Raw genomic sequence first — 24,236 nt, forward strand, 5'->3', positions numbered from 1 at the left:
GTAAAAAAAAAGATTAAATGTAAAAATTAGTATCATATTTAAACATATTCCGAACTGATATGATCGATCACCAAACCATCTTCCAAACTCATTATTAAACCTTGCGCAGCACGTTCACCTGAAAGCATAGCCGCATTTAACGAGCCATTCAATAAATGATCTCCTGCTAAAAAAACAGTGGATTTTAACTGTGTTTCGGTTGGTGAAATGGTGTTTTGAAGCGAAGCTAACTCTGGTAAGGCTTGTTTAATATGGTAACATTTCAAAAACTTATCTGTTTGTATATGACAATAGGTTTGCAGTTCTTTTTCGACTTGCGCTACTAAATCCGATTCGTTTAATTGATGCGTTTTTACAACCGTTACAGAAAGTAATTCTTTAGAGCCTTTTGCGGTTGTAGCAACACTATTATGATAAAATATATTATTAATCAAAGCGGCTTTGTCTGCAATGAGACCAATTATTGGGTCTGAAAGACTGCGTTTATCAACTTCGAAATATAAATTATAACACGATTTCCAATCTTGTTTCTGATTATTTAAATTAGGTATTAATTGATCTGCGGTAGTTGCGATAATCGTGAAATGTGTATCTAAAACAGAACCATCTTCTAATGCAATGTTGGCATCATTCACCTGTTTTACTTTGGTATTAAAACGAAATTCCGTTTTTGATAATTGTGCTTTCAATTGATTAGGAATGGCACAAATGCCGTCTTTTGGCAGCACAGCCGAACCTTCACCAAACATTTTATACACAAACTCAAACATTCTACTCGATGTTTTTAAATTCGGCTCCAAAAAAATGCCTGTAAAAAAAGGTTTAAAAAATTGCTCTATAACTTTATCTGAAAAGCCTCTAGATTTTAAATAGTCTAAAGTGCTCGTAGATTCTGAATTAAAAATACTATCGATGGACTTTTTCTTTAAAGCCGTATTGAGCTTGAAAATTTTTAATTTATCTGATATAGACGCCACAGAAGCCAATAGTGTGGGAAATAATAAACTCGTATCTCTTAAAGGATCACCAATGGTCTGAGATTTACCATCTGAAAAAATAACAGCACCTGACTTTAAGTTTTGAAGGTTCAGTGCCTTAAAATCGAGATGATTTTTAGCCTGTGGATAAGCATCGAGCAATACCTGAAATCCATGATCTAATTGATAGCCTTCAACAATATCGGTTTTAACACGACCACCAACACCACTTGAAGCTTCTATTATAATAGGATTGTAACCAGCTTCTTCTAACGTTTTAGCAGCAATCAATCCACTAACACCAGCACCAATAATATGTATTTTGTATGCGCTACGGTTCATTCTAATAATGTAAAAAAGTAACTTATAATTTTAATAATGTTCCTCTGTAACTGATATCACCACTTCGATTACCAGATAGCATTAAAAACGCATTACCATTTGGCTTAACCTCAATGGAAATTACATTGTTTTTAGTTTGAATTGTAATTGAAATATCTTGATTTTCATCATCGAATGATGCAGATATTTTACTGTTATCGTCATTAAACACATAACGCGTTTTGTCTGTAGAAAACGTTTCTAATTCGCCAAAAACCTTGTTTTTATTGATAATGATTTGGTTAGAGTTGTCTTTAAAACTTTCGCGCTTTTTTCCTTTAAACACCACATTGGCTACGAATTCAAACTGCTCAGACTTTACGGTTTCTTTTGATGTGTTATAAACACCTTCAAACATTTCTTTCTGAGTTTGTTTCGACTGTGCAGATACTAAGGATGCAGATGAAAGACTGCAAACTAAAACTAATAAAACTAAATTTTTCATGTGTTTCTATTTATTGTTTTTTATTGGGCAATTCGATAATTATCGGAACTGTTTGCTACTAATCATTATTTTCAATGTTAAAGATTTTAGCATGCTCGTTTCCTATTATTTTGGGTCTAAAATTAAATTTATGCGTTCTATACCATCTCTGTAATGGTATTTTGTTTCCGTATTTGTATTTGTTCTCGCTGCTGAAGTAAGCATTCGCTTTAGCACGTTTAACTCACCTCTAACCAGTGCTCTAACATCAGATTGATTGACGTTGTAATATTGTCTACTTCTATCTCGATCTAAATCTTCCGTCATTAAATTAAACATGGCATCTAAGTAAGCACGCTGCAAGTTACGTCGAAAAATTGAAACATTTGAAGCTGTTTTTGTCTCAGACCAAATTCCCGTTCGTAGCTCTTGTAATAATTCTAAAGCCGAATAATTATTAGCATCCATGGCTTTATGATCTATTAAGCGTCCTAAACGTTCAAAATTTAATAAATTATTAAGATGTCTCGATTGTAAACTTCTGATACGATCTGTATAGCCAGCGTAATTGATATTTTGCAGAATAGATTTATCAATGAGCCACATTGGTGTTTCAAAGGCATTTTTGTGCAACCATTGTATCGCAGATTTCTGATAGGCCTTATCTACAGGATTATAAACCATACCGTCTTGCGATGGATTTTTAGTATCTTCTACGACACCACCAACATGACTTACCACATGGCCAACATAACGACTCCAAACCCCTAACATTTCGCCATAAAGTTCTTCTAAGTCTTCGTAATTATCGGTTTGGTCGCTCGTCCAGTTTGGTAAATTTTCAGCGACTATTTTTAAGTTTTTAAGTCCGTAGGTACTCGCTTTGATACTATTATTACTGATATCTTCGGTTTGCGCTGTCGGATCGAATCGACTGCTTTGTTTTCCGAATTTATAAATCGGATTGCCTGCTTTTTCCAGTATCCAACCGTTTAGTGTTTCTTTTTCGGCTTCAGCAGAAGTGGCACCACCAATATATCTGTAGCCATAGTTTACAGCATAGTTATCGTAAGGCCCTAACTGTCTTATAAATCTTATGTTTTTATCACCAGGTTGCGCAATATAATTGTAGCGCGCATAATCCATTATGGTGGCTGCGATGCCGTTTTTTTGTGTGAACGCACCATTTCTATAATCTTCAACATCGTAAGCGCAACTCGCTCTCATATTATGTGGTAAACCTAGTGTATGGCCAACTTCATGTGCAATTACCATTTTCATCATTTCACCAATATCTTCTTCTGAGGTATCTAAGGTTCTTGCCGCAGGATTTGCAGCACCAGTTTCTAATAAATAACGATTTCTATAAGATCGTAAATGGTTGTGGTACCAAATAATATCACTTTCAATAATTTCACCACTTCTTGGATCGGATACACTTGGACCTGTGGCATTTCGTGTGGTACTTGCTACGTATCGTACTACGGAATATCTAATGTCTTCTGGACTAAAATCTGGATCTTCCGCCTTAGTTGGTGGATCTTTAGCGATAATCGCATTTTTAAATCCGGCTGCTTCAAAGGCTTTTTGCCATAGTTCAATCCCTTCTTTCATATAAGATCGAAACTTCATTGGTGTGGCTGGATCTAAGTAATACACAATTGGTTTTATCGGTTCTACCAATTCCCCTCTATTATAAGCTTCGATGTCTTTTGGTATTAATTTCCAACGTCTTATATATGTTTTTTCATCTGCTTTTAAAGCTTCACTACTATAATCGTATTGACTTAAGGTGAACCAACCCACACGCTCATCAAAAAGTCGTGGTTGCATTGGTACTTTTGGTAACAAAATCATGGATTGATTCATTTGCACGCTAATGGTTTCATCACCAGTATATACAGGTGGGTTTGACGCATTGTATGTAAAATCTTGAATCACTTCAATATTCTCAGGAAAGCTTTTAACGGAATTGATAAAACTTCTGGATTTATCTAAATTCTTTACTTTATAAGACGATCTTAAGCGCGAAGACAAACCACTTATAGATTTCACATCTGAACCATAAAAACTCGTAACATCAATAACCACAGTAGATGAATCTTTTGAAAAGGCTTTGATATCAAAAGCATATAAAGTAGGTTCATAATTATTAGCTTTTACCGAAACATTAATTGGCAAACTATCTGAAGCGACTGCGCTTGATGACTTTTCTTTGATTAAAATTTTGTCTTTAAAACGTTCCCAATTAATCAATCTGGTATTGGTTTTAGTACCAGCATTGATGTAGCCACCACCTAAATTTGAAGGTAATTTTGCAAAACGACTCACTAAAAGCATGTCTGTGTTGAGCTGATTTAAAGGAATTTCGAAATAATACGTGTCACCTACCAAATGCACATGAAACAATCCTTCATCTGAAACGGCATCTTTGGTAATGACTTTATCGTAGTCTTTAAATTTGCTTTTCTTTGTTGGTGTTTCGGTTGGTGCGGTTTGTGACGCGTTTTTCTTTTTTCCTGCTGATTGTGCTGTGGCACAAGACCATACAATCACTGATGATAGAACTAGCGTTAAGATTTTTTTCATGAAATAAGTGGTGTTTTGTTGAAATGACTTGCTAAAGATAATCAATAGATTCAACCTAGTAAATAATTTATTAAAAGGTGTTAAAAATGAGCGCTATTACTGAATTCTAAAGTACTTTTGCAGAAAATTTAGAATCATGTCAAAATTGTTGTCTGTTTTTAGAATCGTCGCCTTATTAGAAGGTGTTTCTTACCTATTATTGTTATTTATTGCGGTGCCTATTAAATACATTTCCGAAGATCCGCAATACGTAAAAATGCTAGGCATGCCACATGGTGTTTTATTTATGGCTTATGTCGTAATTGCCATATTCATTAGTGCTTATATGAAATGGAATTTAAAAACCTTAGCCATTGTATTAGCGGCTTCTGTAATTCCGTTTGGTACATTTTATGTTGAAAAAAAATACTTAAAACAAACGCCAAGTGCTTAACATCAAACACATTTTATACGATTTTCTTTTAGAAACTGGTTTTTCTAAAAACTCAGCGATCTATCTTAATATGCTGGCTTTACTCTTGGCTTTATTGTTGGTCGCATTTATAGTAGATTATGTAACAAAACGCGTACTTTGGCGATTTTCAGCAGGTGTAGCCAAACGTACTAAAACCAATTTTGATGATATTTTAATCACCAATAAGCTACCACGAAATATTGCACATATCATTCCGCTTATTATCCTTATTGAATTTGTTCCTCAAGTATTTACCGATTTTCCGTTTGCAGAAAACATCATCGAGAAAACCTTAAAGGTTATCGCTATTATCCTTACGCTTCAAATTATAAGAAGTTTATTGAGTTCTGTAAAAGATTACCTAAAAACCATCACACGATACAAGGACAAACCAATTGACAGTTACGTGCAGGTCTTTATGATTTTTGCTTGGTTACTCGGTATTTTTTCAATTTTTGCCATTGTTACAGGCATTTCTTTTATCAAATTCGCTACAACACTTGGTGCAGCTTCGGCAGTTATTTTACTGATCTTTAAAGATACCATTTTAGGTTTTGTAGCCAGTATCCAAGTCTCTATCAATGATATGGTGAGGATTGGTGATTGGATTACGTTTGAAAAATACGGCGCAGATGGTGATGTTATTGAAATTAATTTAGCCACTGTAAAAGTTCAGAATTGGGATAAAACGATTACGACGATTCCCACCTATGCCTTAATTTCCGATTCGTTTAAAAACTGGCGTGGCATGACGGAATCTGGCGGACGACGCATTAAACGCTCTGTTATTGTAAAAACGTCAACGATTAAGTTTCTTACCAAAGCCGATATTGCACGATTTAGTAAAATTCAGCTCGTTACCGACTATTTAAATAACCGATCTAAAGAAATTGAAATTCATAATAAGAATCACGAGATTGATAAGTCCGTTTTAATAAATGGTAGAAACCTGACAAATTTTGGTGTGTTTCGAAAATACCTTCAGACTTATATTGAAAACCATTCGGCTATAAATAAAGACATGACTTTGATGGTACGTCAGTTAGAGTCTACATCGCAAGGCATTCCGATGGAAATTTATGTATTTAGTAAAGACCAACGTTGGGTCAATTACGAATATATTGTAGGTGATATTTTTGATCATGTTTTAGCCGCTGTCACTTATTTTGATTTAGAAATTTATGAGCTGGCCTTGGGTAAGATTGAGTAAACTTTACAATTGCTTTTTTATTGAAATTTAGTGTTTTTTTACTTATCACTATTCTTGTTGGTTCGAGCGCTCCCGAAAGCTTTCGGGAATAAAACTATCTATACACTTATATAAAGGTTTCGATTGCGCTCAACCAGACAGGCCTTTTATTCGCATTAATTATATTCTAAAGTGATAACCAGTTAATCTATTTTATCATCTAATCGATCCTTAACAAATTCCACTTCCGTTTTGCCATGTGGCTTTGGTTTCCCGTCAGGTCCTAAGTTGACCATGACGATATGATCTACGGTTAAAATCGTTTCGCGCGTCATTTTGTTTCTGGCTTCGCATTTCATGGTAATTGATGATTTTCCAAATTTAAGCACCTCAATTCCTAATTCTACAATATCGCCTTGTACAGCAGAACTCATAAAATTGATTTCGGACATAAATTTGGTGACGATCTTAGAATTTTCGAATTGAATAATGGTATACAAAGCCGCTTCTTCATCGATCCAAGCTAAAAGCTTGCCACCAAATAAAGAGCCATTTGGATTTAAATCTTCGGGTTTAACCCATTTTCTGGTGTGGAATCTCATATTATATTTTTTTGGGACAAGTCTCGACTTGTCCGTACGTTATGCTTTTAAAGATATGGTTTTTGAAATATCATTCAAATATAACAACAGAATTAATTCAATTAGCCCAATTTTCCGCGCCAAAAGAGCTTCTAAATAGTCCGTTGCATTGAATGTTAATAAGAGCGTTGAAAAGAAACGTTAATTGAAATATGAAGCCCTTTTTAAAGCTTTAACTTTGAATGATTCCTAAAATCTTATAATGATGATGACGCGAACTAAAGCCTTACTTTCCATTAGACCAGAAATTACCGCAGCAAAAATTTATGATGGTATCAGTTCTGAAGAGTTATTTCAGAATAAAACATTGCGACCAATTATTAAAATGCAGCACGATTTGTTTATTGCTGTGTTTCGTAATTACATTAAGAAGCGTAAAAATGTGTTTTTGAATCTAACGCTACAAAAACAACTCGATTATATCGATCATGCCATTCAGAAAGACATGAAATTCAGAAACGCTTTAAAAGGCATTATTATTGGACAATTTACGGTTGAAGAATATGAACTTTATGTTGAAAACTCCTCAGCTTTAAATAAGCGTATGATGACAATTGTGAGAGAACGCTTAATTACAAATGTTCAGGTTTTTAGTAATACGCCAGAGGTTATTCAATCTAATTAAAGCAAAGATTCACCATTAAGGTTTGTGGTTAACACATCACTCATATAATCAAAAAAGGGTCTTATTTTTTTGAATGCATCATTGACGCTTTCTAAAAAGTCATCTTGCAAAACGTCTTTATCTGAATAGCTTTTAGTAAAAATAAACTGCTTTTTTCGGATTAAATCTATGGCAGGATGTTCTTTATCGAAGCCTCTTGGTGCTGTTTTTAATTCATCACCCGTAAAATTTCCCCAAGTGGACTTAAAGGTTTTATTGGCTAGGATATCTCGCATTTCACTAGCGTCCATTTCAAACTCTTTTCGTATTCTTTGTAAATCTTCTTTATTTGGATCCCAGAAACCTGTCGCTATAAACGATTCGTTATTTGGTTGAATGTGTACATAATAACCACCTCGCAGCTCTGGTTTTCTTCTGGCAAAAGAACCACTAAAATGCGTTTTATAAGGTAATTTGTTTTTAGAAAAACGCACATCTCTATAAATTCTAAACACCTTAACTTTTTCAATCTTATCGTGTGTTTGCATTAATTCGCCTAAATGATTGTAAACGACTTTCATTTTTACTTCAATGGCCTTGTAGTCTGGTTTGTGTTCGTTAAACCAATCTCTGTCATTGTTTTTTGCGAGTTTATTGAAAAAGGTGAGAGTTTCTTTTGGTATGGTGATGCTCATTTTGTTGGGTTGTTGGTTGTTGGCTGTTGGCTATATGTAAAAATATAAAAAGCCATCGAGATGATGGCTTTTCTGATTCAAAATTGTACTTTATTTATTCTGAATTGTTTCTGATTTCTTGGCACTTCTAATTATTAGAAAATGTTTCTTTTAAATCAGATGTTTTAACGTCTAATTGATTATCAAACTGTAAGGTTCTAATAGGAAACGGAATGTTGATGTTCTCTTTATCATAGGCCTTTTTAATTTCAATAATCGCTTTGGTTTTTGCTCTTAATTTTTCGAGCATACTTTCTGCATCAATCCAAAAACGACAAAGATAATTGATGGAACTTCCACCGAATTCTGTATAATAAAACTCAACATCCTCCGGCTTTTCCACCTGATCGAATGTTTTTGCAATCACTTCTTTGGTTAACTGCTCTACTTTTTCTAAATCAGATTCGTAACCGACACCACATTCTATAAAAACGCGCATTCTTGTGGTTAATGAGTAATTTTTAAGCGGATTATCTAGAATGGTTTTATTCGGAATGATAACGATATTGTTATCCGCTTCTTTTAGGGTGAAGTCTTTCAAATTAATATCCATAACCTCACCAGAAAAACCAGTAGTTTCTACCCAGTGGCCAATCTGAATTTTCTTTCTAAAAGATAATATCAAACCTGCAAACGTATTAGCTAAAGTGCCTTGAAGCGCTAAACCTATAGCTAAACCAACGACACCAGCACCTGCTAATAGAGAGGTTAATGCTTTTCCTAAATTTAAAACGCCTAGCGCCAAAAACAAACCTAAAGCCACAACGACTACAGCACTCACTCTAGAAATAGCATTTTTTATGGATTTTTGCTCAACACGACTTGCGACTAGTTTTTTAACTAGTTTACTCACGTATTTTGCCGTAAAGTAAGCTGCTACCATTACAAGAATGGCTAAAATAAAGTTGGGTATGTTGGAAATTATGGCTTTAAACCAACCTATTAATTTGTCTACTAGGTTGCCTAATGCGGTGTTAAATTGGTCTTTCATTATATAAGTTTTAAGGTTTATTGTAAGTACGTATTATTTTATGGACTGCCTTAACCCTTATGCTTCAATTATTGTCTCATTTAACTGAGACGCTGTATTTTTAGTGAATGCGTCTAACATCCAACTGTTTTTTTCTATTTCTCTAATGTAGGCACCAATTAAATCAATCGTCCCTTCATCTTTTGTTTCGTTTGCTTTGTCTACCACTTTAGACATTTGTTTGAGTAAAATGGCATGATTTTCTAAAATTGTAAGCACCATTTTCTTATCTGTTAATTTTGAAGACACTTCTTTAATCTGTGCTGTTTTCAAATAATCCTTTAATTGACTCATAGGATGGTAACGTAAGGTTAGAATACGTTCTGCGATTTCGTCGATTTTAACGCGTGCATCGTTATAGAGTTCTTCGAATTTATTGTGAAGTTCAAAAAAGTTTTCGCCGAGAATATTCCAATGAAAATTTCGCAGGTTTTGATAGTAAATATGGTATTCTGCCAATAATGCATTTAATTCTACTACAGTTGGCATTAATTTATCGTCTTTAATGTTTAAGTAACTCATAATTGTAATTTTGTTTTAGTTTTTATTAATTCTGTCTGTACTTAATATATAGGTATCACTTCTTTTAGCAAGTACCTTAACAGGGTTTAACGCTAAGAGGGTTGCTTTAACTTAATTTTTTGTTAAGTAAAGTCCTTAGTGTTAATAGGTTTTAACATTGAAAGAAAATTCGTTAATAATTGTTTTGGAATTAACTTGCGAGATTTAGGAATTTTTCCTATCATGCACTACTTTTAAAACAGACATTATATTTATGGGTAGACCAGCAACAAGACCAACAGCACTAAAGGACGGGTTCTATATTGAGATTAGAAATAAAGGCTCAAGATCAGGTGTAAAATTATACAGTGGCACCAAGTTACAGATGCATCGTGCTATAAAAATGTACGAACGATCAAAACAAATTATGATTTTAGGTGAATCAAAGAATGGAAAATTCGTTGATAAAGAGCCAAAATTACATGTATTAGGTTAATTTTTTAGCCGATGACATATGTTTCAATTTTAGTTTAAAATTGAATGATTTAATAGTTTTCCAACTGATATTAATTTATACAGCATAAATTTGCTTTATATAATTTAACTATCGTTGTTAGAATATTTTTTTAAAGAACCAACCAAATTATTAAAAGGTATGAGCATTTGTCTTATACCTTTTTTTTATTCAAAATTTACAGCATGAAGTATTAAGCCAGAAGCTGGTGCAATATAATCCATAACTTCTGTACTGTCTTTTTGCAAGGTTCTTTCTATATACTCTAAAGTCACTTCACCTCTACCCAACTTTATTAAACAGCCAAACATTAACCGGATTTGGTTGCGCATAAATCCTTTTCCAACGACTTTAAATACATAAGATTTCTCAGGAAAGAAATTGGCCGTATAGATATCATTATCTATAATTTCTGAAGTTTCAATCGCTCTAATATATTCACCTTTGTCTGTAGCGCGATAACAGTAGGTTTTAAAATTGTGCAGGCCTTCAAACAATTTGGCACCTTGTTTCATGACGTCCACATTTAGGGGTTCTAAAATTGTTGTTAGTATTGGTGCACAAAACGGATGATTTTTTTGTCCTTCTGAAAACACATAATGGTATTCCTTTAATTTAGAATCTTGAATGACATTAAATGTGTTATCAACTTCGATTATGCTTAAGGCTCTAATATCTTGAGGTAAATTATGATTAAATAGTTCTAAAAACGCGTCAAAATCTTCGATAGGTTCATTGTAGATAAACAATTCTAAAGCCGCTTCGTTTGCAGAAACCATAGCATCTGTTCTCCCTGCGCCTAAGGTTTTGAACCTTATATCTTGAAGAATAAATTTTAACGTACGATCGATCATTAAATGTACCGTTTTTACATCAGGTTGTTTTTGCCAACCATGAAAACGGTAACCTAAATATTGAATTTTAATGAGGTAGTAGTAACGTTTATCAAACATAACAGCAAGAACGTGCTTTTCTTGAAGATTCCAAAAGCAATCCGTATTTTTATAATTCTAAACATATCATTTGAAACGCTTATACCCTTTTGATCCTTTATTGAAGCATCACATTCTAATCAGTTTATTAGTAGCTGTTTGGGTTTTTGTGTTTCTTTATTTTACAGAGCCATTAGACGTTAGTGAGCTACCAGAAAAAGAGAAGCTTATGTTTTTGCCAGGTTACGGTTTAGTTGTTGGTTTCTGTTATATGTTGTTTTTACCTTTTCAATATTATTTATACAAACACTATAAACAACAATGGACACTTTTGAGCGAGTTGTTTTTTATCATCACCTTTAGTATTGTTACTATAGTCATTGCCAGAAATTACTATTTACATGTTGTAGTTGCCAATGAACCAAATCCATATACGCTCGGTTATATGCTTCAAACGATTTTTATGCCAGCACTAGCTACCATTCTACCCATTATTTTAGTAGCTCGTTTTGCCTTTGGAAAATATTATGAAAAACGACTAGACGATCAGAAAATTGAAATTAAAGGAGAAGGCAATTATGAAGGCTTACGATTACAATTAAATGAAGTGATTAGTATTCAGTCTTCAGATAATTATATTGAAGTGTTTTATATTTCTGGTCATAGTTTGAAAAAAACATTAATACGGAATAAGCTTTCCGTTATAGATGAAGAATTTTCAGAATTACTCAGAGCACATCGTTCTTATATCATTAATCCGTATCATTTTCAACAATGGAAAACGGAAAATAGTAAGTTCTACATGGTCCTTAATTATAATGTTGAAGTACCAATTTCTAAAACCTATCAAAAGGAAATAAAAGCGGCTATTAATTCCGCCACAAACTAAGGTCATTTCGCCCCAAACACTTATTATTACTGAATTATTTGCGTTTTCATAATTATGTTTGCTTCAAGAAAGTTTAACACTAAAACCCATTAATTATGAGAACTATTATCATTTTTACAAGTATTTTAATCATTTCATTATTCAATTTAAACGCACAAGAACAGCAAAAAGAAATTTTAATTGTTGGTACGATGCATGGTGTTCCAAAAATTGTAAAGCGTAGTTATAAACCAATGTTGAGACGCGCTAAAAAATACAATCCTACAGCCATTTATGTTGAAAGTCCAAGAGGAAACGACAGCCTAAGTTGGGAATATCTTAAAGCCGGTTGGTCTAAAAGTTATAAAGCATTTTATTATTTGTCAGATTCCATTCAGAAGGTCTTTACACCAAATACAACAAAGTATAATACAATTCTGAATACACCATTCTCTGAAATGACAACAACCGACTTAGATTTTATGATGACTAATTTTGCATACCATAGAGATCATGCTAATTATCAATTTTACAAGTACATTAAAGCGCATGGCATCTCAGGTGCTAAAAAGCCTACTAGAAATGAAGATGGAGACTTAACGTTTAAACTCGCTTTAGATAAAGGCATCAAATTATTAACGGCTATGGACGACCAACGTACTAATGGCAAATACCACGATGCGTGGGCAAAATGCTCTAAAGAAGGCCAAACCAATGGTAACAATGCCATTAACCAAAAGCTGAACAAGAAAGCCTACAACTCAGCCATGTTACCTGCAATTTTTAGAGGCTTAGGAAAACATACTAATAAGACGAAATCATTAGAACGTTTGCACAAAACAAGTTCATTTACCTATGTTGAAGTAGAAACTGAAGGCTGCACGGAAGGCGAACGCTACTGGAACGAGCGCAACCACCGAATGGCAAAAAACATTGCAGAACAAGTGATGGCTTCCGATTCAGAAAGAAATATTGTTATTGTTGGTGCTTCGCATGTTATTGGCTTAGAAAAAGAATTAAAAGACAACTATCCCAACTTAAAAATAGTTCTTGCTGGTGAATAAACTTTCTTAAACCTTACCTAAAGAACAAAGCTGCCATAATCAATGATTGTGGCAGCTTACTGATTCTAAAATTATGAAGATTTATCTAATTATTACCTTCTGTGTTTTCTGTTGATTATTACTCGATACCTTCACAAGGTAAATACCAGTAGATAATAGTGATACATCCATTCTATTTTGAGTACGAGACATATCTAAAGTTGATTGCAGTACAACTCTACCTTGAATGTCATAAACCTTAGCTTCTGTTTTCTCAGTTAACAAACCACTAATTAGTAATTCTTTTGGTTTTGTCGTCGCATAAATATTAAGACTATTGAGCTGGTCTTCTGCTATCGATAAGGCATTTGAAGCATAACGCAAATAAAAACGTCCAGTCCCATTTAAATCTAAAGAAGGAGTAAATGTATAGTCCGAAGCGTTTAGTAAAGTGAATGTGTTTTCAAATGTATCCTCTAGATACACATTAATAGCTGTTGGTAAATTAGAATTACTATCTATACTAATTGTTAAGGTTTCGCCAGCCTGTGCTTTTATACCAAGTGGAATTACAATATCATTAAAATCGTCATAAGGTAAAGATTGAATTGCCATATCCAAACCAGTGATTTCTTCCACTAAATTTGAAAATATAGAAAAACCAGCAGCATTGCCTTGATAAGAACCTGCATCATATCCAACATCTAAACCTCGAGTAGTACCTTCAATAAAGTAAATTTGTGTGGAAGCATTGTTTGATGCACTATTTAAATTTAATTTAGTAAGTGCGACGTTAGTTGATGTATTTCTTCCCTGAATGAAATCGTCAGCATAACCTGCTGTTCGCATTACTGTTGTAAAATCGACTAGTCCACCTGTTTGTTTAGACTTTACAAAAAAGGCCTGTCCTGGTGCTATTAACTCAGTAATAGTTCCATCTGCAATAGTGGCCAAATTCCAAACGGTCCATCCGTTAGATGCATTTCCATCATAACCATAAATGGCTTGGTAGGCACTATTAGGATCGAACTCGGCAGAATTAACAGCAAAGAAGGTTGCAAAATCTATATACGATGGATATGGATTACCAATAAGGTTCCACCCAGAGCTCGCAGAAGCATCTGAAATAGGAATATCCAAAACATCATTTGTTCTTACGACACCTGTAAACGTTAACGTACTTCCATCTGTTGTAGCAGCTCTATAACCCATACCAGCATTTAGTGTGGTTGACATATTTCCGCTAGCATCGTAATTCTCAAAAGATCCAGTATTCGCATTATAAGGAGCAAATGCTCTGAGTGTGCCAGATGCAGCCAAATTGGTATTAGCCGTTTCAAAACTTCCAAAAGTCTGACCAATTACAGGTGCTGAAATTAAATCGTTGGTACCTATTTGCGAGACGTATCTATTATAATTTACGGTTCCAGTAATAGTTCCATCAGATATTAAACTTGAAAACAGCAAGGAGGTAGAATTTAAATCAACTGTCGTTGCTGTAACAGTAACACTAGAGTCAATACTTAAAGTTGCACCAGGATTTACCACTATTGAATTGCAATTCGTATTTGCAGAGATATTAGCTGTTCCAGCATCTACAACTATGGCATCACTCATCGTGGCAACACCCACAGGATTATTTGGTAACCAACCATTATTATAAGTGTATGTCGTTCCACCGGCTTGTGGCGCAATGTAGATAGTGTAGTCTTCGGATTGACCGTAGACTAAAGACGTGTAACATGAGTCAGTTATTGGTCCGATACCATATATCGTATCTAAATCATTAATAAGCCTAATTCTTACATAATCACCAAAAGGAATTATTGCAGGATATGTTAAAACAATTGGTGTAACACTGTTAGCTGCGATTCCTCCTGTAACAAGGTATTGTTGTTCAGCATCATCATTAAAATCTCCATCATCGTTCCAATCTATCCAAACACCTAATTGATTAAGATTGACAGATACACCAACATTAAGTGTATTAGAGATAGAAGCATCAATTTCAAAATAACTTGAACAATTTCCGCTCTCATCAATATTTCCGCCATCGATAGCTGAGACTGAAGATGAAAACGCTATTCCATTTAATTCAACACTAGTAATTCCTGCGCTAAAGGTTGATGCGCTATTTGTTGAACAAACAGCAACAGGAGCAGCATAGCCAGCGTCTAAGGGCTCATCGCCTCTCGAATTAACTATGTTTGTGCCTTCCATAGCGGCTCGCGCTCTAGTTTTTTGGTCATTGGTTAGAAGATCAGCACAATTATAATAACTCATTATGTTGTTAACTGTATTGTTATTTAACCAAGCACTACCAGAACAAATATTATTCACAGGGCAAGAACTAGTTTCCCTCTTATGTGGTTCAGTATCCGCACAGCCGTCACTGTCAACTCCTACTGTAGCATTTAACGGACATACATCATCATATACACCATCATTAACTGGATCGTCACCTTGAAAAGTATGAAACAAATTAAAGTAATGACCCACCTCATGTACTACGGTACTATTATCTCCATTAGAATTTAATCCCCAACCATTTGTGTTGCCTGGATCATAACCAAAAACAGTAGACATCATTACAGAACCATGAAAATTTGCATTATCCTGATAAAAATACGCATAACCTTGAAAGCCAAAACCACCATTATTACCATCTAATTCTGTTACGATCCAAACGTTAAAATAGTCATTTGGCGACCAGCTACTTAATGCAACAATATCACTATAACTTGCTCCACTAGACCCTTGAACATTTACGCCAAAAGCTGAATAACCAGGCAGTGACGAAGCATTAATTCTATTAATACCTGTGGTTGCATTACAATTAGGGTCTCTTTGTGCAAGAGCGAACTCTATTTCAAAATCTGTTGGGCTCATAGGAATCTGTCCTCTGTAATAATCATTAAGATTATCTATGCTACTTTGAATTTGAGCATCAGAAATATTAGAGCCAACACCAATAGCTTCACCTAAATGTAACACATGTATCACAACAGGTATGGTTAACACATTACTCATTTTAGCGAGATCTTTGTTTTTAATAGCCTGAGCTATTTTTTCTTCTGCTTGTCTTTCTAATTGAGCAAAATTTGGATCTTTTAGTAACTCAGCTCTTTGTGTATCAAATCCACATTGCTGTTGTTGTTGTTGTTGTTGTTGTTGTTGTTGTTGTTGTTGTGCTTGAGATACATTAACAAATAAAGTAACTAACAGAAAAAAGAGGAGATTGTAATTTTTGTACATCGCTTTGATTTTAAAGTTGTTTGTAGATAGGGCTTTACAATTTCAAGTCAAAATACATTATTTATAGGTAAAATGCGTAAAATTTTATAACTATTCGTTTAAATCACCTTTTTTGTACTAATCATGTGTATAGCATCTCTTAAAAAGACATCTACAATAATTAACTAATTTCAGAATATAACGCACAAAAAAGTCCTTAAGATTTCTCAAAAGGACTTTAAATTTATAATTTAATTAAAACGTTGTTTACGCTTATTGATTTCCAAGAATAATAGGCATTCCACTATCACCAGAGCCAATTACGATGACTTTACTATTTTGTGACTCAGAAAGCTTTACAGTAGCTTCAATCCCTTTATCTTGTAGAATCTTATCTGTTAATGATGCACTTAAAATTCTATTTGATTCCGCTTTACCTTTAGCTTCAATAATTACTTTCTCAGCTTCTTTTCTTGCGCTTTCAAGTCTAAATTCATATTCTAATGATTCTTGTTCTTGCTTTAATTTACGCTCAATAGCATCTTTAATAGTTGTTGGTAGTTTTACGTTTTCAACAAGCACACGCTTTACGTTTACAAACTGACCCTCTAGTTCATTTCTTACCTCTTCAAGAATTTCTAATTCAATAATATCTCTTTTACTAGAATATAATTGCTCTGGTGTGTAACGACCAACCACACTTTTTGCAGCAGCATTAATGGCAGGATTTAATAATTCGTTGATATAGTCTTCACCTTTAGTCTGAATTAATTTTCCTAAGTTTTTATACTCTGGCTCAAACCAAATGGTTCCACTCACAGTAATATCAAGTCCATTCACTGAAAGTACATTCATGTTTTCTGAAATCGACTGTTGTCTTACTTTTTTAACAATCATATCATTCCAAGGCGCCACAATATGAAAACCTTCACCATAAGTACGTTCTGTATTTATACCGTTTCCTAAGGGTTCAAATAACACACCTCCTTGTCCTGGTCCTATCGTCACTAATGATTTAGCAACTAAAATAACCATTATGATTATTCCTATTAAAATTGGTAATCCAACCTTTGGTAACTTATCCATTTTTGTAATTTTTTAAATTAATCCGTTATATTTTCTAATAAACCACTCTGCAAAAAGGCTTAATGCTATGATGCCGAGGAGATATTTCCAATCCATCAAAGGTACGATATTTTTAGTGCTTTTTTGAATGGTAGCGTAGCGTTTATCTCCTAATAAATTGTTAATTAATTGACTTGATTCTGACGGAAAGAAGACTTTTCCATCACTATTTTCTGCTACTGCGTTTAATTTATCTACGTCTGCATTTAAAAATTGCTGCTCTACATTATACTCTAAAACTTGAAAACTTCCAGAAGCCGACACAGCTTCTGAATTATGCTTTACGGTAAAATCATACAATCCTGCCTTAATTCCGCTTAAGTCCACCGTGTAATTGCCGTTGTTTAATAATAAAGGAACTTCCCTTCTACTTTCATCATCTTTATTTTTAAGCACAATGCTCAGCGACGCTGAATTATCAAATTCGAAATTTTTATTGAAATATTGGGCAGTTATAATAACGTCATCATTGCCATTGTAAAACGATTTATAGTCAATGTTAATGCGTTTTCGTTTTTTGTTAGAACTTAAGTATTGCACTAATTTGTTAATAAATTCGTCAAAGGCATTAAAACTATTGGTATTTATAAAGGATTGTGCGCGCCATCGCCAAATATCTTCTCCATTAAGAATGGCGTGTTTTGTAGTGTTGGCTTCAAAGGTTGCTAAAAGAATATCCTCAGTAATAATGCCGTTAACCGTTTTAAACAACAAGGTTTCGTGAGGTACTGCAATTTGAAGCGATCCGAATTCTGATTTTAAAGGTGGAAAGCTATTGAAATCTAAATTTTCAACAATGAACGTACCATAATTTCTATTTAAACTGGCTTGATAGTTTTCGGTTTGGTTGGTGACTTTTTGTTTGAAATAATCTTGACTTGCATTAAGGCTATTCCAATTGGTTGTGGTACCAGCAAAGATAAATGAATTGAGTTTCTGTTCCTCAATCTCTTTAAGAATAGCATTAAACTTATTATTCGGCTGATATAATATAACTAATTGAAAATCATTAATTTTACTCAAATAATCTTTTGGTTTTATAATCGAAACACTACGTTGCTCATTACTTTCAATGGCTTTTTTAAGTGCTCCCAAGTCTGGATGCATACGCTCGTAAACCAAAGCGATATTTGTTTTCTGATCAATGACTTCTACGCCAAAATTCTTGGAATTATTGACTGTGTTTTTCTCATTATTTAAAGCTACCAATTCTACACGATAGGTTTTTACACCAACACTGTTAGCCATTAAAGCTGTGGATATAATCTCAGAAGATTTAGACGCATTAAATTCTAATGTTTTTCTGAAAACTACTGAATTACCAGACCATATTTTTATTTCTGTACTAACAGCATCTTTACCACTGTAATTCGCAATAATCTCAACAGGAAACTCATTCTTTAGATACACATAGCGATTGACATTCAATTGTTTAATACTCACGTCTGAATATACCGTTGAATCACCAAGAATCACAGGATAAATCGGTTGTTTGATGCCTTTAGCCATATAACTATAATCGGCACCATAGGTTTGATTGCCATCACTCAACACCACAATTGGTGCAGTTTGATTGGCATAAACTTCGCCAAATTGTTTTAAAGCCAAGGCCAAATTAGATTGACGCTCGTTAAAATTTAAACTATCTAAAGTGCTTACTGATTTTCCAAAGCGATACGCCTGAATATTGAAACGTTCATTTAATTCTGTATTGTCTTTTAGTTCATTAAGGACTTCCTTAGCCTTTTGGTCTTGTTTTAAGTAAGAAACCGATTCTGAATTATCGACAGCAAGTACTAACGTTGGTTTTTCATCGAAATACGTAAAGGATTCAAATTTTGGATTGATTAATAATAATAAAATACTAAATATTGAAATGGCTCTCAATACTGTAAGCACGTATTTTAGATTCGATTTTAATTTCGATTTATACAAATACTGAAACAGCGCTAATAAAAGCGCTGTAATTGCAGCTATTGTGATGTATATTATTGTTTGTGAATTCATTTAATTTTAACAAAAAATCATAAGATTCCTGCCTTCGCAGGAATTGTAGATTACGTCAACATTCCACCATCAACATTAAGCGTTTGTCCAGTAATATAAGCACTTAAATCACTAGCCAAAAACACACATGCATTAGCGATATCTTCAGGTGAGCCACCTCTTTTTAACGGAATTCCGGCTCTCCAGCCTTTTACAGTTTCTTCATCTAATTTAGCCGTCATCTCAGTTTCAATAAAACCTGGTGCGATGACATTGCTTCTGATATTTCGTGACCCTAGCTCTAATGCAACCGACTTTGAGAACCCAATGATTCCGGCTTTAGAAGCTGCATAATTGGTTTGGCCTGCATTTCCTTTAACTCCAACAACAGAACTCATATTAATGATAGAGCCTTTACGAGCTTTTAACATCGGACGCATAATGGCTTTCGTCATGTTAAAAACAGATTTTAAATTGACTTCAATCACTTTATCGAAATCTTCTTCTGCCATTCGCATTAAGAGATTATCTTTTGTGATACCTGCGTTATTTACTAAAATATCAATTGCTCCAAATTCCTTTAATACATCGTCTGCTAGTTTTTGAGCTTCATCAAAATTGGCTGCATTACTTTGATACCCTTTAGCTTTAATGCCTAAAGTATTTAATTCTTTTTCGAGTTGGTTTGCTGCCTCCACAGAAGAACTATAGGTAAAAGCAACATTTGCTCCGTGTTGTGCAAAAACTTCAGCGATTCCTTTTCCAATGCCACGACTTGCGCCTGTGATGATGGCTGTTTTTCCTTCTAATAATTTCATATTGTTTATTGTTAGTTAGATTCTTTTATGAAAATCCGATTTATTGAGTGCAATTAGTCATGTTTGAAACGTATAACTACATTAGGTTTCGACTGCGCTCAACCATACCTGGTAACTTATTTTAAAACCTCATTCAAATATACCAATTACTAATTGTGTCACATAAAAAAAACCTCATATTTTAACTTAAATATGAGGTTTCATTTTAGCCATAAAGATGTGCTTATTGCTTCAAGGCTTCAGGTTGATTATAATTGAAAAGATAATCGATATCCATTTCTTTTATAGTTCCTAATTTACTCAATGCATCAAAATCCATATCTTTCTTATTTCCGATAACCATAACGTTATAGTTTTCGCCTTTTATGTTATTATTAAAGAAGGTTTTAAGATCTTCCATCGTCATGTTTTTGATGGTATCATAAATTTCTTTACGATTATCATTGTCAATACCTCGTTTTTTCAAACCTTCATACGTCCAAAAAATATTTGATTTTGTAATTCGATTAGATGCAATTTTCTTTAGAGTCGCTTCTTTTGCTTGATTGAATTGATCTTCTGCCTCTGGCATATTGGTCATTAATTCCATCATAGCACTTACCGCTTGTTCTAATTTATTAGCTTGTGTACCAACGTAAGCCATGGTATAATCTGGCTTACCTGCTTCTCTTGCCATATCATAACTAGAAAATGCTGAATAAGCCAAAGACTTAGATTCTCTAATTTCTTGAAACACAATAGAAGATAAACCACTTCCAAAATACGTGTTGAATAATTGTGAAGCTGCCATTTTACTTGGACTAAACTCTTCACCTTTTGCTAATAACAAAATCTCACTTTGTACCATATCGTAATCTACAAAATAAACATTACCACCTGTTTCTAAGTTGGTATATTCTACTTTTTCTGGATAATCTAATAAGGTTTCTGGAATCTTGTGATGCGTATTTAAAGCTGTTTTAGCTTCATCTAAAGCATTACCGTAGTAAAAAATACGCTGTTTATAAGCACGCATTTCTTTTATTTTATTTACCAATTCTGTTGGACTCATGGCTTTGAGTTCTTTTTGAGAATAGATATTTCTTAATCGTGAATCTTCACCATATTGTCCATAACTCATTAAACCATTCCAAAAGATATTGCCTTTTTGAGTTTTGCCATCTTCTCTTTCTTTTAATATGCTTTCAACATACTTATTGTAAGTATCTTGGTTGGGCTCTGCGTTATTCCATAAATGCTGTAATAATGCTAAACCTGCATCGAGATTTTCTTTAAGTCCTGATAAACCAATATACGTTTTATCACTTGCAGAGAAGACGTTGTAACTGATTCCTATTTTATAAAATTCTTGCTTTAATTGCTCTGGTGAATATTTATCGGTCCCTAAATAATCTAAATAACCAGCAGCAAGAGATACCATACGATCGTTATCTTGGCCCATATCAAAAATAATATTCATATTAAAAATATCATTGTTTGGGTTTTCTATATAAGAAACTTTAAGACCATTGTCCATCGTTGTTTCTTTAATAGCGGTTTTATAATCAATATATTGAGGCTTTAAATCTGGTGAAACCATGGTGTTTAAAGTGGTTAAAAACTCTGATTCTTTGCCTCTATTTAATTCAATAGGAGTAATTCCTGGGTTTTCCACTTTTACGATAGATGTATCTTCTCCTTTTTTCTTGTGGACTTCAACATAATTATTAGCATAGAATGAATTTGCAAAATCAACCACTTCTTGCTTACTAATTTTCTTCATTTGATTCAGCATCTCTAAACGATCTTTCCAATTTTGTTCTCCAATAAAAGCGCCTAAATAAGCATAGGCTGTAGATGATCCGTTTTCGTATTGTCTAATTTGAGATAAACGTAAATCATTTACTACAGCTTCTAAAAGCCAATCTTCAAATTCACCTTTTTTAATTTTTTCAACCTGAGCAAGTAGTAATTCTCTAACCTCGTCTAAAGATTGATCTGCTTTTGGTGATCCATAAAGCATGTGAAAGCCATAGTCATTATCAAAATTGGTATATGACGATGCGTTTTGCACCATTTGTTTCTGATTAAGGTTGAGATCGATTAAACCTGCTTGCGAATTTGCCAACATATAATCAACCAAAGTTAACATTACTTCTTGATTAGACCCTTTTCCTTCAGACCTAAACGCTACATAAATAGATTCCGCAGTTGGCCCTAAAACTTCCTTTTTTACAGGTGCTGTAATTGGCTCTAATGCTGGAAATGTAGGATGTGTTACCTCTTTTTTCTCATAACTTCCAAAAGCGTCGTTGACTTTTTTAATGGTGTCATCAAACTCTAAATCTCCAACCATAATCACAGCCATATTATTAGGCACATAGTACGTTTCGAAATACGCATTGATGGCCTCCATAGAAGGATTTTTTAAATGCTCTGAAATACCAATTGTAGATTGCGTACCATAAGGATGCGTTGGAAATAAACCTTGGAGCGTAGCGAAATATTGTTTACGACCATCGCTGTCTTGTCCTCTATTAAATTCTTCATAAACGGCTTCTAGTTCCGTATGAAATAAACGCAATACTAATTTGCTAAAACGCTCACTTTCTACTTTAAGCCATTTATCAACTTCATTAGATGGTATTTTATTGACATAAACGGTTTGCTCGTTTGATGTGAAAGCATTTGTACCTTCAGCACCTAAAGAATTAACCATTTTATCATACTCATTAGCAATAGATAATTTTGAAGCTTCTAAAGAAATTTCATCAATTTTTTTATAAATGGCTTTCTTTTTCTCAGGATCTTGTTCCTTTTTGTGCGTCTCATATAAATCAGAAATCTGTTGAATTAGTTTCGATTCTTCTTCGTAATTAAGTGTACCAATTTCGTCAGTACCTTTAAAAACCATGTGCTCTAAATAGTGAGCCAAGCCTGTATTATCAGCAGGATCGTACGTAGAACCAGCTCTCACAGCTATAAGTGTTTGAATTTTTGGCTCTTCTTCATTTTTACCTAAATAGACTTTAAGACCATTGTCTAAAGTATAAAGTCGCAAACCCGTTGGGTCATTTGCTACGGTTTCATAACTAAAACCGTTAGCATCTTGGTTGGTTTCAACGGCATAAGCCATTTTTTTGTCATTGTTTTCAGTTTTACAACTAAAAACGACTACCATCAAAGACAGCAGCAAGAGTGATTTAATGTGTTTCATTTTTTGATTAGGTGAGTTAATTTATAAAAAAATCCATTAGCTAAATGTATAGCTAATGGATGTATAACGTTTTGATTTTAAATATATTTTAACAGAGGTCTATCCCAAGACTTCAGCTACTTTCTTTCCAATTTCGGCAGGTGAGTCTACTACGTGAATACCACAAGCTCTCATAATTTTCTTTTTGGCTTGTGCTGTATCATCACTTCCGCCAACAATAGCACCAGCGTGTCCCATAGTACGTCCTGCAGGCGCAGTTTCACCAGCAATAAAACCGATCACTGGCTTTTTACTTCCGCTCGCTTTGTACCAATGTGCGGCATCTGCTTCTAGCTGACCTCCAATTTCACCAATCATTACAACGGCTTCAGTTTCTGGATCATTAATTAATAATTCAACAGCTTCTTTAGTCGTGGTTCCGATGATTGGATCTCCACCAATACCAATAGCTGTTGTAATTCCTAAACCTTGTTTTACAACTTGATCAGCAGCTTCATACGTTAAAGTACCTGATTTAGAAACAATACCAACATTTCCTTTTTTGAATACGAAACCTGGCATAATACCAACTTTAGCTTCGCCTGGAGTAATAACACCAGGACAGTTAGGACCTATTAAACGACAGTCTCTATCTTTAATATAGTTAGACGCTTTAATCATATCCGCAACAGGAATACCTTCCGTAATAGTAATAATTACTTTAATCCCAGCATCAGCAGCCTCCATAATGGCATCTGCAGCAAAAGCTGGTGGTACAAAAATAATAGTGGTATCTGCAGCCACTTTTTCAACAGCTTCAGAAACTGTGTTAAAAACTGGCTTGTCTAAATGTGTTTGACCACCTTTTCCTGGAGTGACACCTCCAACGACATTTGTACCGTATTCAATCATTTGACCAGCATGAAAAGTACCTTCACTACCTGTAAAACCTTGAACTATAATATTAGAATCTTTATTAACTAAAACGCTCATGTGTTATTGTTGATTTTAAGTTTA

At 33.9% G+C, this 24,236-nt stretch carries 20 protein-coding genes; 6 read left to right on the top strand and 14 right to left on the bottom strand.

Going from position 1 to position 24,236, the window contains the following annotated elements; genetic code table 11:
* Positions 1–38: 38 nt before the first annotated feature.
* From AB8B52_RS07615 to AB8B52_RS07625, 3 genes are all read right to left on the bottom strand, one after another.
* Entirely contained in the window at positions 39–1,319 is a 1,281-nt protein-coding gene (locus tag AB8B52_RS07615) for an NAD(P)/FAD-dependent oxidoreductase (RefSeq protein ID WP_406026800.1), read from the bottom strand.
* Positions 1,320–1,341: 22 nt separating this feature from the next.
* The gene (locus AB8B52_RS07620) at positions 1,342–1,803 is read right to left on the bottom strand and encodes a hypothetical protein (protein ID WP_406026802.1); all 462 of its coding nucleotides are present in this window, start codon (positions 1,801–1,803) and stop codon (positions 1,342–1,344) included.
* A 105-nt stretch (positions 1,804–1,908) separates the two neighbouring features.
* Positions 1,909–4,371: a zinc-dependent metalloprotease gene (locus tag AB8B52_RS07625; RefSeq protein ID WP_406026804.1), complete on the bottom strand. Its 2,463-nt coding sequence runs from the start codon at positions 4,369–4,371 to the stop codon at positions 1,909–1,911.
* A 136-nt stretch (positions 4,372–4,507) separates the two neighbouring features.
* On the opposite strand from AB8B52_RS07625, the gene AB8B52_RS07630 reads away from it, so the two are divergent.
* Positions 4,508–4,804 carry a DUF3817 domain-containing protein gene (locus tag AB8B52_RS07630; RefSeq protein WP_406026806.1) on the top strand — a complete coding sequence of 99 codons (297 nt, stop codon included), beginning with the start codon at positions 4,508–4,510 and terminating at the stop codon, positions 4,802–4,804.
* Positions 4,797–6,035 carry a mechanosensitive ion channel family protein gene (locus AB8B52_RS07635; RefSeq protein WP_406026808.1) on the top strand — a complete coding sequence of 413 codons (1,239 nt, stop codon included), beginning with the start codon at positions 4,797–4,799 and terminating at the stop codon, positions 6,033–6,035. The genes AB8B52_RS07630 and AB8B52_RS07635 overlap by 8 nt, the downstream gene beginning before the upstream one ends.
* A 182-nt stretch (positions 6,036–6,217) precedes the next feature.
* On the opposite strand, the gene AB8B52_RS07640 is transcribed toward AB8B52_RS07635, so the two are convergent.
* Entirely contained in the window at positions 6,218–6,616 is a 399-nt protein-coding gene (locus AB8B52_RS07640; protein ID WP_406026810.1) for an acyl-CoA thioesterase, read from the bottom strand.
* Between the two features lie 244 nt (positions 6,617–6,860).
* Here AB8B52_RS07640 and AB8B52_RS07645 point away from each other — a divergent pair, with 244 nt between their 5' ends.
* Positions 6,861–7,280 (top strand): glyoxalase, encoded by a 420-nt coding sequence (locus tag AB8B52_RS07645; RefSeq protein ID WP_406026871.1) that lies wholly within the window; start codon positions 6,861–6,863, stop codon positions 7,278–7,280.
* Here AB8B52_RS07645 and AB8B52_RS07650 read toward each other — a convergent pair.
* The 3 genes from AB8B52_RS07650 to AB8B52_RS07660 all read right to left on the bottom strand — a co-directional run bounded on the left by AB8B52_RS07650 (position 7,277) and on the right by AB8B52_RS07660 (position 9,545).
* Positions 7,277–7,954, bottom strand: coding sequence for a DUF2461 domain-containing protein (locus AB8B52_RS07650; RefSeq protein WP_406026812.1), 678 nt, complete (start codon positions 7,952–7,954; stop codon positions 7,277–7,279). The two genes, AB8B52_RS07645 and AB8B52_RS07650, sit on opposite strands and share 4 nt — an antisense overlap.
* Before the next feature lie 127 nt (positions 7,955–8,081).
* Complete coding sequence (locus AB8B52_RS07655) at positions 8,082–8,984, bottom strand: mechanosensitive ion channel family protein (protein WP_406026814.1); 903 nt, start codon at positions 8,982–8,984, stop codon at positions 8,082–8,084.
* A gap of 57 nt (positions 8,985–9,041) precedes the next feature.
* Entirely contained in the window at positions 9,042–9,545 is a 504-nt protein-coding gene (locus tag AB8B52_RS07660) for a Dps family protein (RefSeq protein WP_406026816.1), read from the bottom strand.
* A gap of 253 nt (positions 9,546–9,798) precedes the next feature.
* On the opposite strand from AB8B52_RS07660, the gene AB8B52_RS07665 reads away from it, so the two are divergent.
* Positions 9,799–10,020, top strand: a complete 222-nt coding sequence (locus tag AB8B52_RS07665; RefSeq protein ID WP_406026817.1) for a hypothetical protein — start codon at positions 9,799–9,801, stop codon at positions 10,018–10,020.
* A gap of 185 nt (positions 10,021–10,205) precedes the next feature.
* Here the strand turns inward: AB8B52_RS07665 and AB8B52_RS07670 are convergent, their stop codons facing one another.
* Entirely contained in the window at positions 10,206–10,991 is a 786-nt protein-coding gene (locus tag AB8B52_RS07670) for a tRNA pseudouridine synthase A (protein WP_406026818.1), read from the bottom strand.
* A gap of 70 nt (positions 10,992–11,061) precedes the next feature.
* Between AB8B52_RS07670 and AB8B52_RS07675 the strand changes: the two genes are divergently transcribed.
* The gene (locus tag AB8B52_RS07675; protein ID WP_406026820.1) at positions 11,062–11,859 is read left to right on the top strand and encodes a LytTR family DNA-binding domain-containing protein; all 798 of its coding nucleotides are present in this window, start codon (positions 11,062–11,064) and stop codon (positions 11,857–11,859) included.
* Between the two features lie 95 nt (positions 11,860–11,954).
* Complete coding sequence (locus tag AB8B52_RS07680; protein ID WP_406026822.1) at positions 11,955–12,902, top strand: DUF5694 domain-containing protein; 948 nt, start codon at positions 11,955–11,957, stop codon at positions 12,900–12,902.
* An 81-nt stretch (positions 12,903–12,983) separates the two neighbouring features.
* On the opposite strand, the gene AB8B52_RS07685 is transcribed toward AB8B52_RS07680, so the two are convergent.
* From AB8B52_RS07685 to sucD, 6 genes are all read right to left on the bottom strand, one after another.
* Positions 12,984–16,136 carry a GEVED domain-containing protein gene (locus AB8B52_RS07685; protein WP_406026824.1) on the bottom strand — a complete coding sequence of 1,051 codons (3,153 nt, stop codon included), beginning with the start codon at positions 16,134–16,136 and terminating at the stop codon, positions 12,984–12,986.
* 252 nt (positions 16,137–16,388) lie between these two features.
* Positions 16,389–17,201: a prohibitin family protein gene (locus tag AB8B52_RS07690; RefSeq protein ID WP_406026826.1), complete on the bottom strand. Its 813-nt coding sequence runs from the start codon at positions 17,199–17,201 to the stop codon at positions 16,389–16,391.
* A 12-nt stretch (positions 17,202–17,213) separates the two neighbouring features.
* A complete protein-coding gene (locus tag AB8B52_RS07695; protein ID WP_406026828.1) occupies positions 17,214–19,247 on the bottom strand; it encodes a VWA domain-containing protein in 2,034 nt (677 codons plus the stop codon).
* 50 nt (positions 19,248–19,297) lie between these two features.
* Positions 19,298–20,044: a 3-oxoacyl-[acyl-carrier-protein] reductase gene (gene fabG / locus AB8B52_RS07700; RefSeq protein ID WP_406026830.1), complete on the bottom strand. Its 747-nt coding sequence runs from the start codon at positions 20,042–20,044 to the stop codon at positions 19,298–19,300.
* Between the two features lie 223 nt (positions 20,045–20,267).
* A complete protein-coding gene (locus AB8B52_RS07705; protein WP_406026832.1) occupies positions 20,268–23,240 on the bottom strand; it encodes a M16 family metallopeptidase in 2,973 nt (990 codons plus the stop codon).
* 99 nt (positions 23,241–23,339) lie between these two features.
* The gene (gene sucD, locus AB8B52_RS07710; RefSeq protein ID WP_406026834.1) at positions 23,340–24,212 is read right to left on the bottom strand and encodes a succinate--CoA ligase subunit alpha; all 873 of its coding nucleotides are present in this window, start codon (positions 24,210–24,212) and stop codon (positions 23,340–23,342) included.
* Between the last annotated feature and the right edge of the window lie 24 nt (positions 24,213–24,236).

The sequence above is a fragment of the Winogradskyella sp. genome (genome assembly GCF_045105575.1).
GTDB lineage: Bacteria > Bacteroidota > Bacteroidia > Flavobacteriales > Flavobacteriaceae > Winogradskyella.

Bases quoted from the DNA above. Each gene is read 5' to 3' on its own strand.
- AB8B52_RS07615 (WP_406026800.1), bottom strand. From the start codon at position 1,319: ATGAACCGTAGCGCATACAAAATACATATTATTGGTGCTGGTGTTAGT.
- AB8B52_RS07620 (WP_406026802.1), bottom strand. From the start codon at position 1,803: ATGAAAAATTTAGTTTTATTAGTTTTAGTTTGCAGTCTTTCATCTGCA.
- AB8B52_RS07625 (WP_406026804.1), bottom strand. From the start codon at position 4,371: ATGAAAAAAATCTTAACGCTAGTTCTATCATCAGTGATTGTATGGTCT.
- AB8B52_RS07630 (WP_406026806.1), top strand. From the start codon at position 4,508: ATGTCAAAATTGTTGTCTGTTTTTAGAATCGTCGCCTTATTAGAAGGT.
- AB8B52_RS07640 (WP_406026810.1), bottom strand. From the start codon at position 6,616: ATGAGATTCCACACCAGAAAATGGGTTAAACCCGAAGATTTAAATCCA.
- AB8B52_RS07645 (WP_406026871.1), top strand. From the start codon at position 6,861: ATGATGACGCGAACTAAAGCCTTACTTTCCATTAGACCAGAAATTACC.
- AB8B52_RS07650 (WP_406026812.1), bottom strand. From the start codon at position 7,954: ATGAGCATCACCATACCAAAAGAAACTCTCACCTTTTTCAATAAACTC.
- AB8B52_RS07655 (WP_406026814.1), bottom strand. From the start codon at position 8,984: ATGAAAGACCAATTTAACACCGCATTAGGCAACCTAGTAGACAAATTA.
- AB8B52_RS07660 (WP_406026816.1), bottom strand. From the start codon at position 9,545: ATGAGTTACTTAAACATTAAAGACGATAAATTAATGCCAACTGTAGTA.
- AB8B52_RS07665 (WP_406026817.1), top strand. From the start codon at position 9,799: ATGGGTAGACCAGCAACAAGACCAACAGCACTAAAGGACGGGTTCTAT.
- AB8B52_RS07670 (WP_406026818.1), bottom strand. From the start codon at position 10,991: ATGTTTGATAAACGTTACTACTACCTCATTAAAATTCAATATTTAGGT.
- AB8B52_RS07680 (WP_406026822.1), top strand. From the start codon at position 11,955: ATGAGAACTATTATCATTTTTACAAGTATTTTAATCATTTCATTATTC.
- AB8B52_RS07685 (WP_406026824.1), bottom strand. From the start codon at position 16,136: ATGTACAAAAATTACAATCTCCTCTTTTTTCTGTTAGTTACTTTATTT.
- AB8B52_RS07690 (WP_406026826.1), bottom strand. From the start codon at position 17,201: ATGGATAAGTTACCAAAGGTTGGATTACCAATTTTAATAGGAATAATC.
- AB8B52_RS07695 (WP_406026828.1), bottom strand. From the start codon at position 19,247: ATGAATTCACAAACAATAATATACATCACAATAGCTGCAATTACAGCG.
- fabG (WP_406026830.1), bottom strand. From the start codon at position 20,044: ATGAAATTATTAGAAGGAAAAACAGCCATCATCACAGGCGCAAGTCGT.
- AB8B52_RS07705 (WP_406026832.1), bottom strand. From the start codon at position 23,240: ATGAAACACATTAAATCACTCTTGCTGCTGTCTTTGATGGTAGTCGTT.
- sucD (WP_406026834.1), bottom strand. From the start codon at position 24,212: ATGAGCGTTTTAGTTAATAAAGATTCTAATATTATAGTTCAAGGTTTT.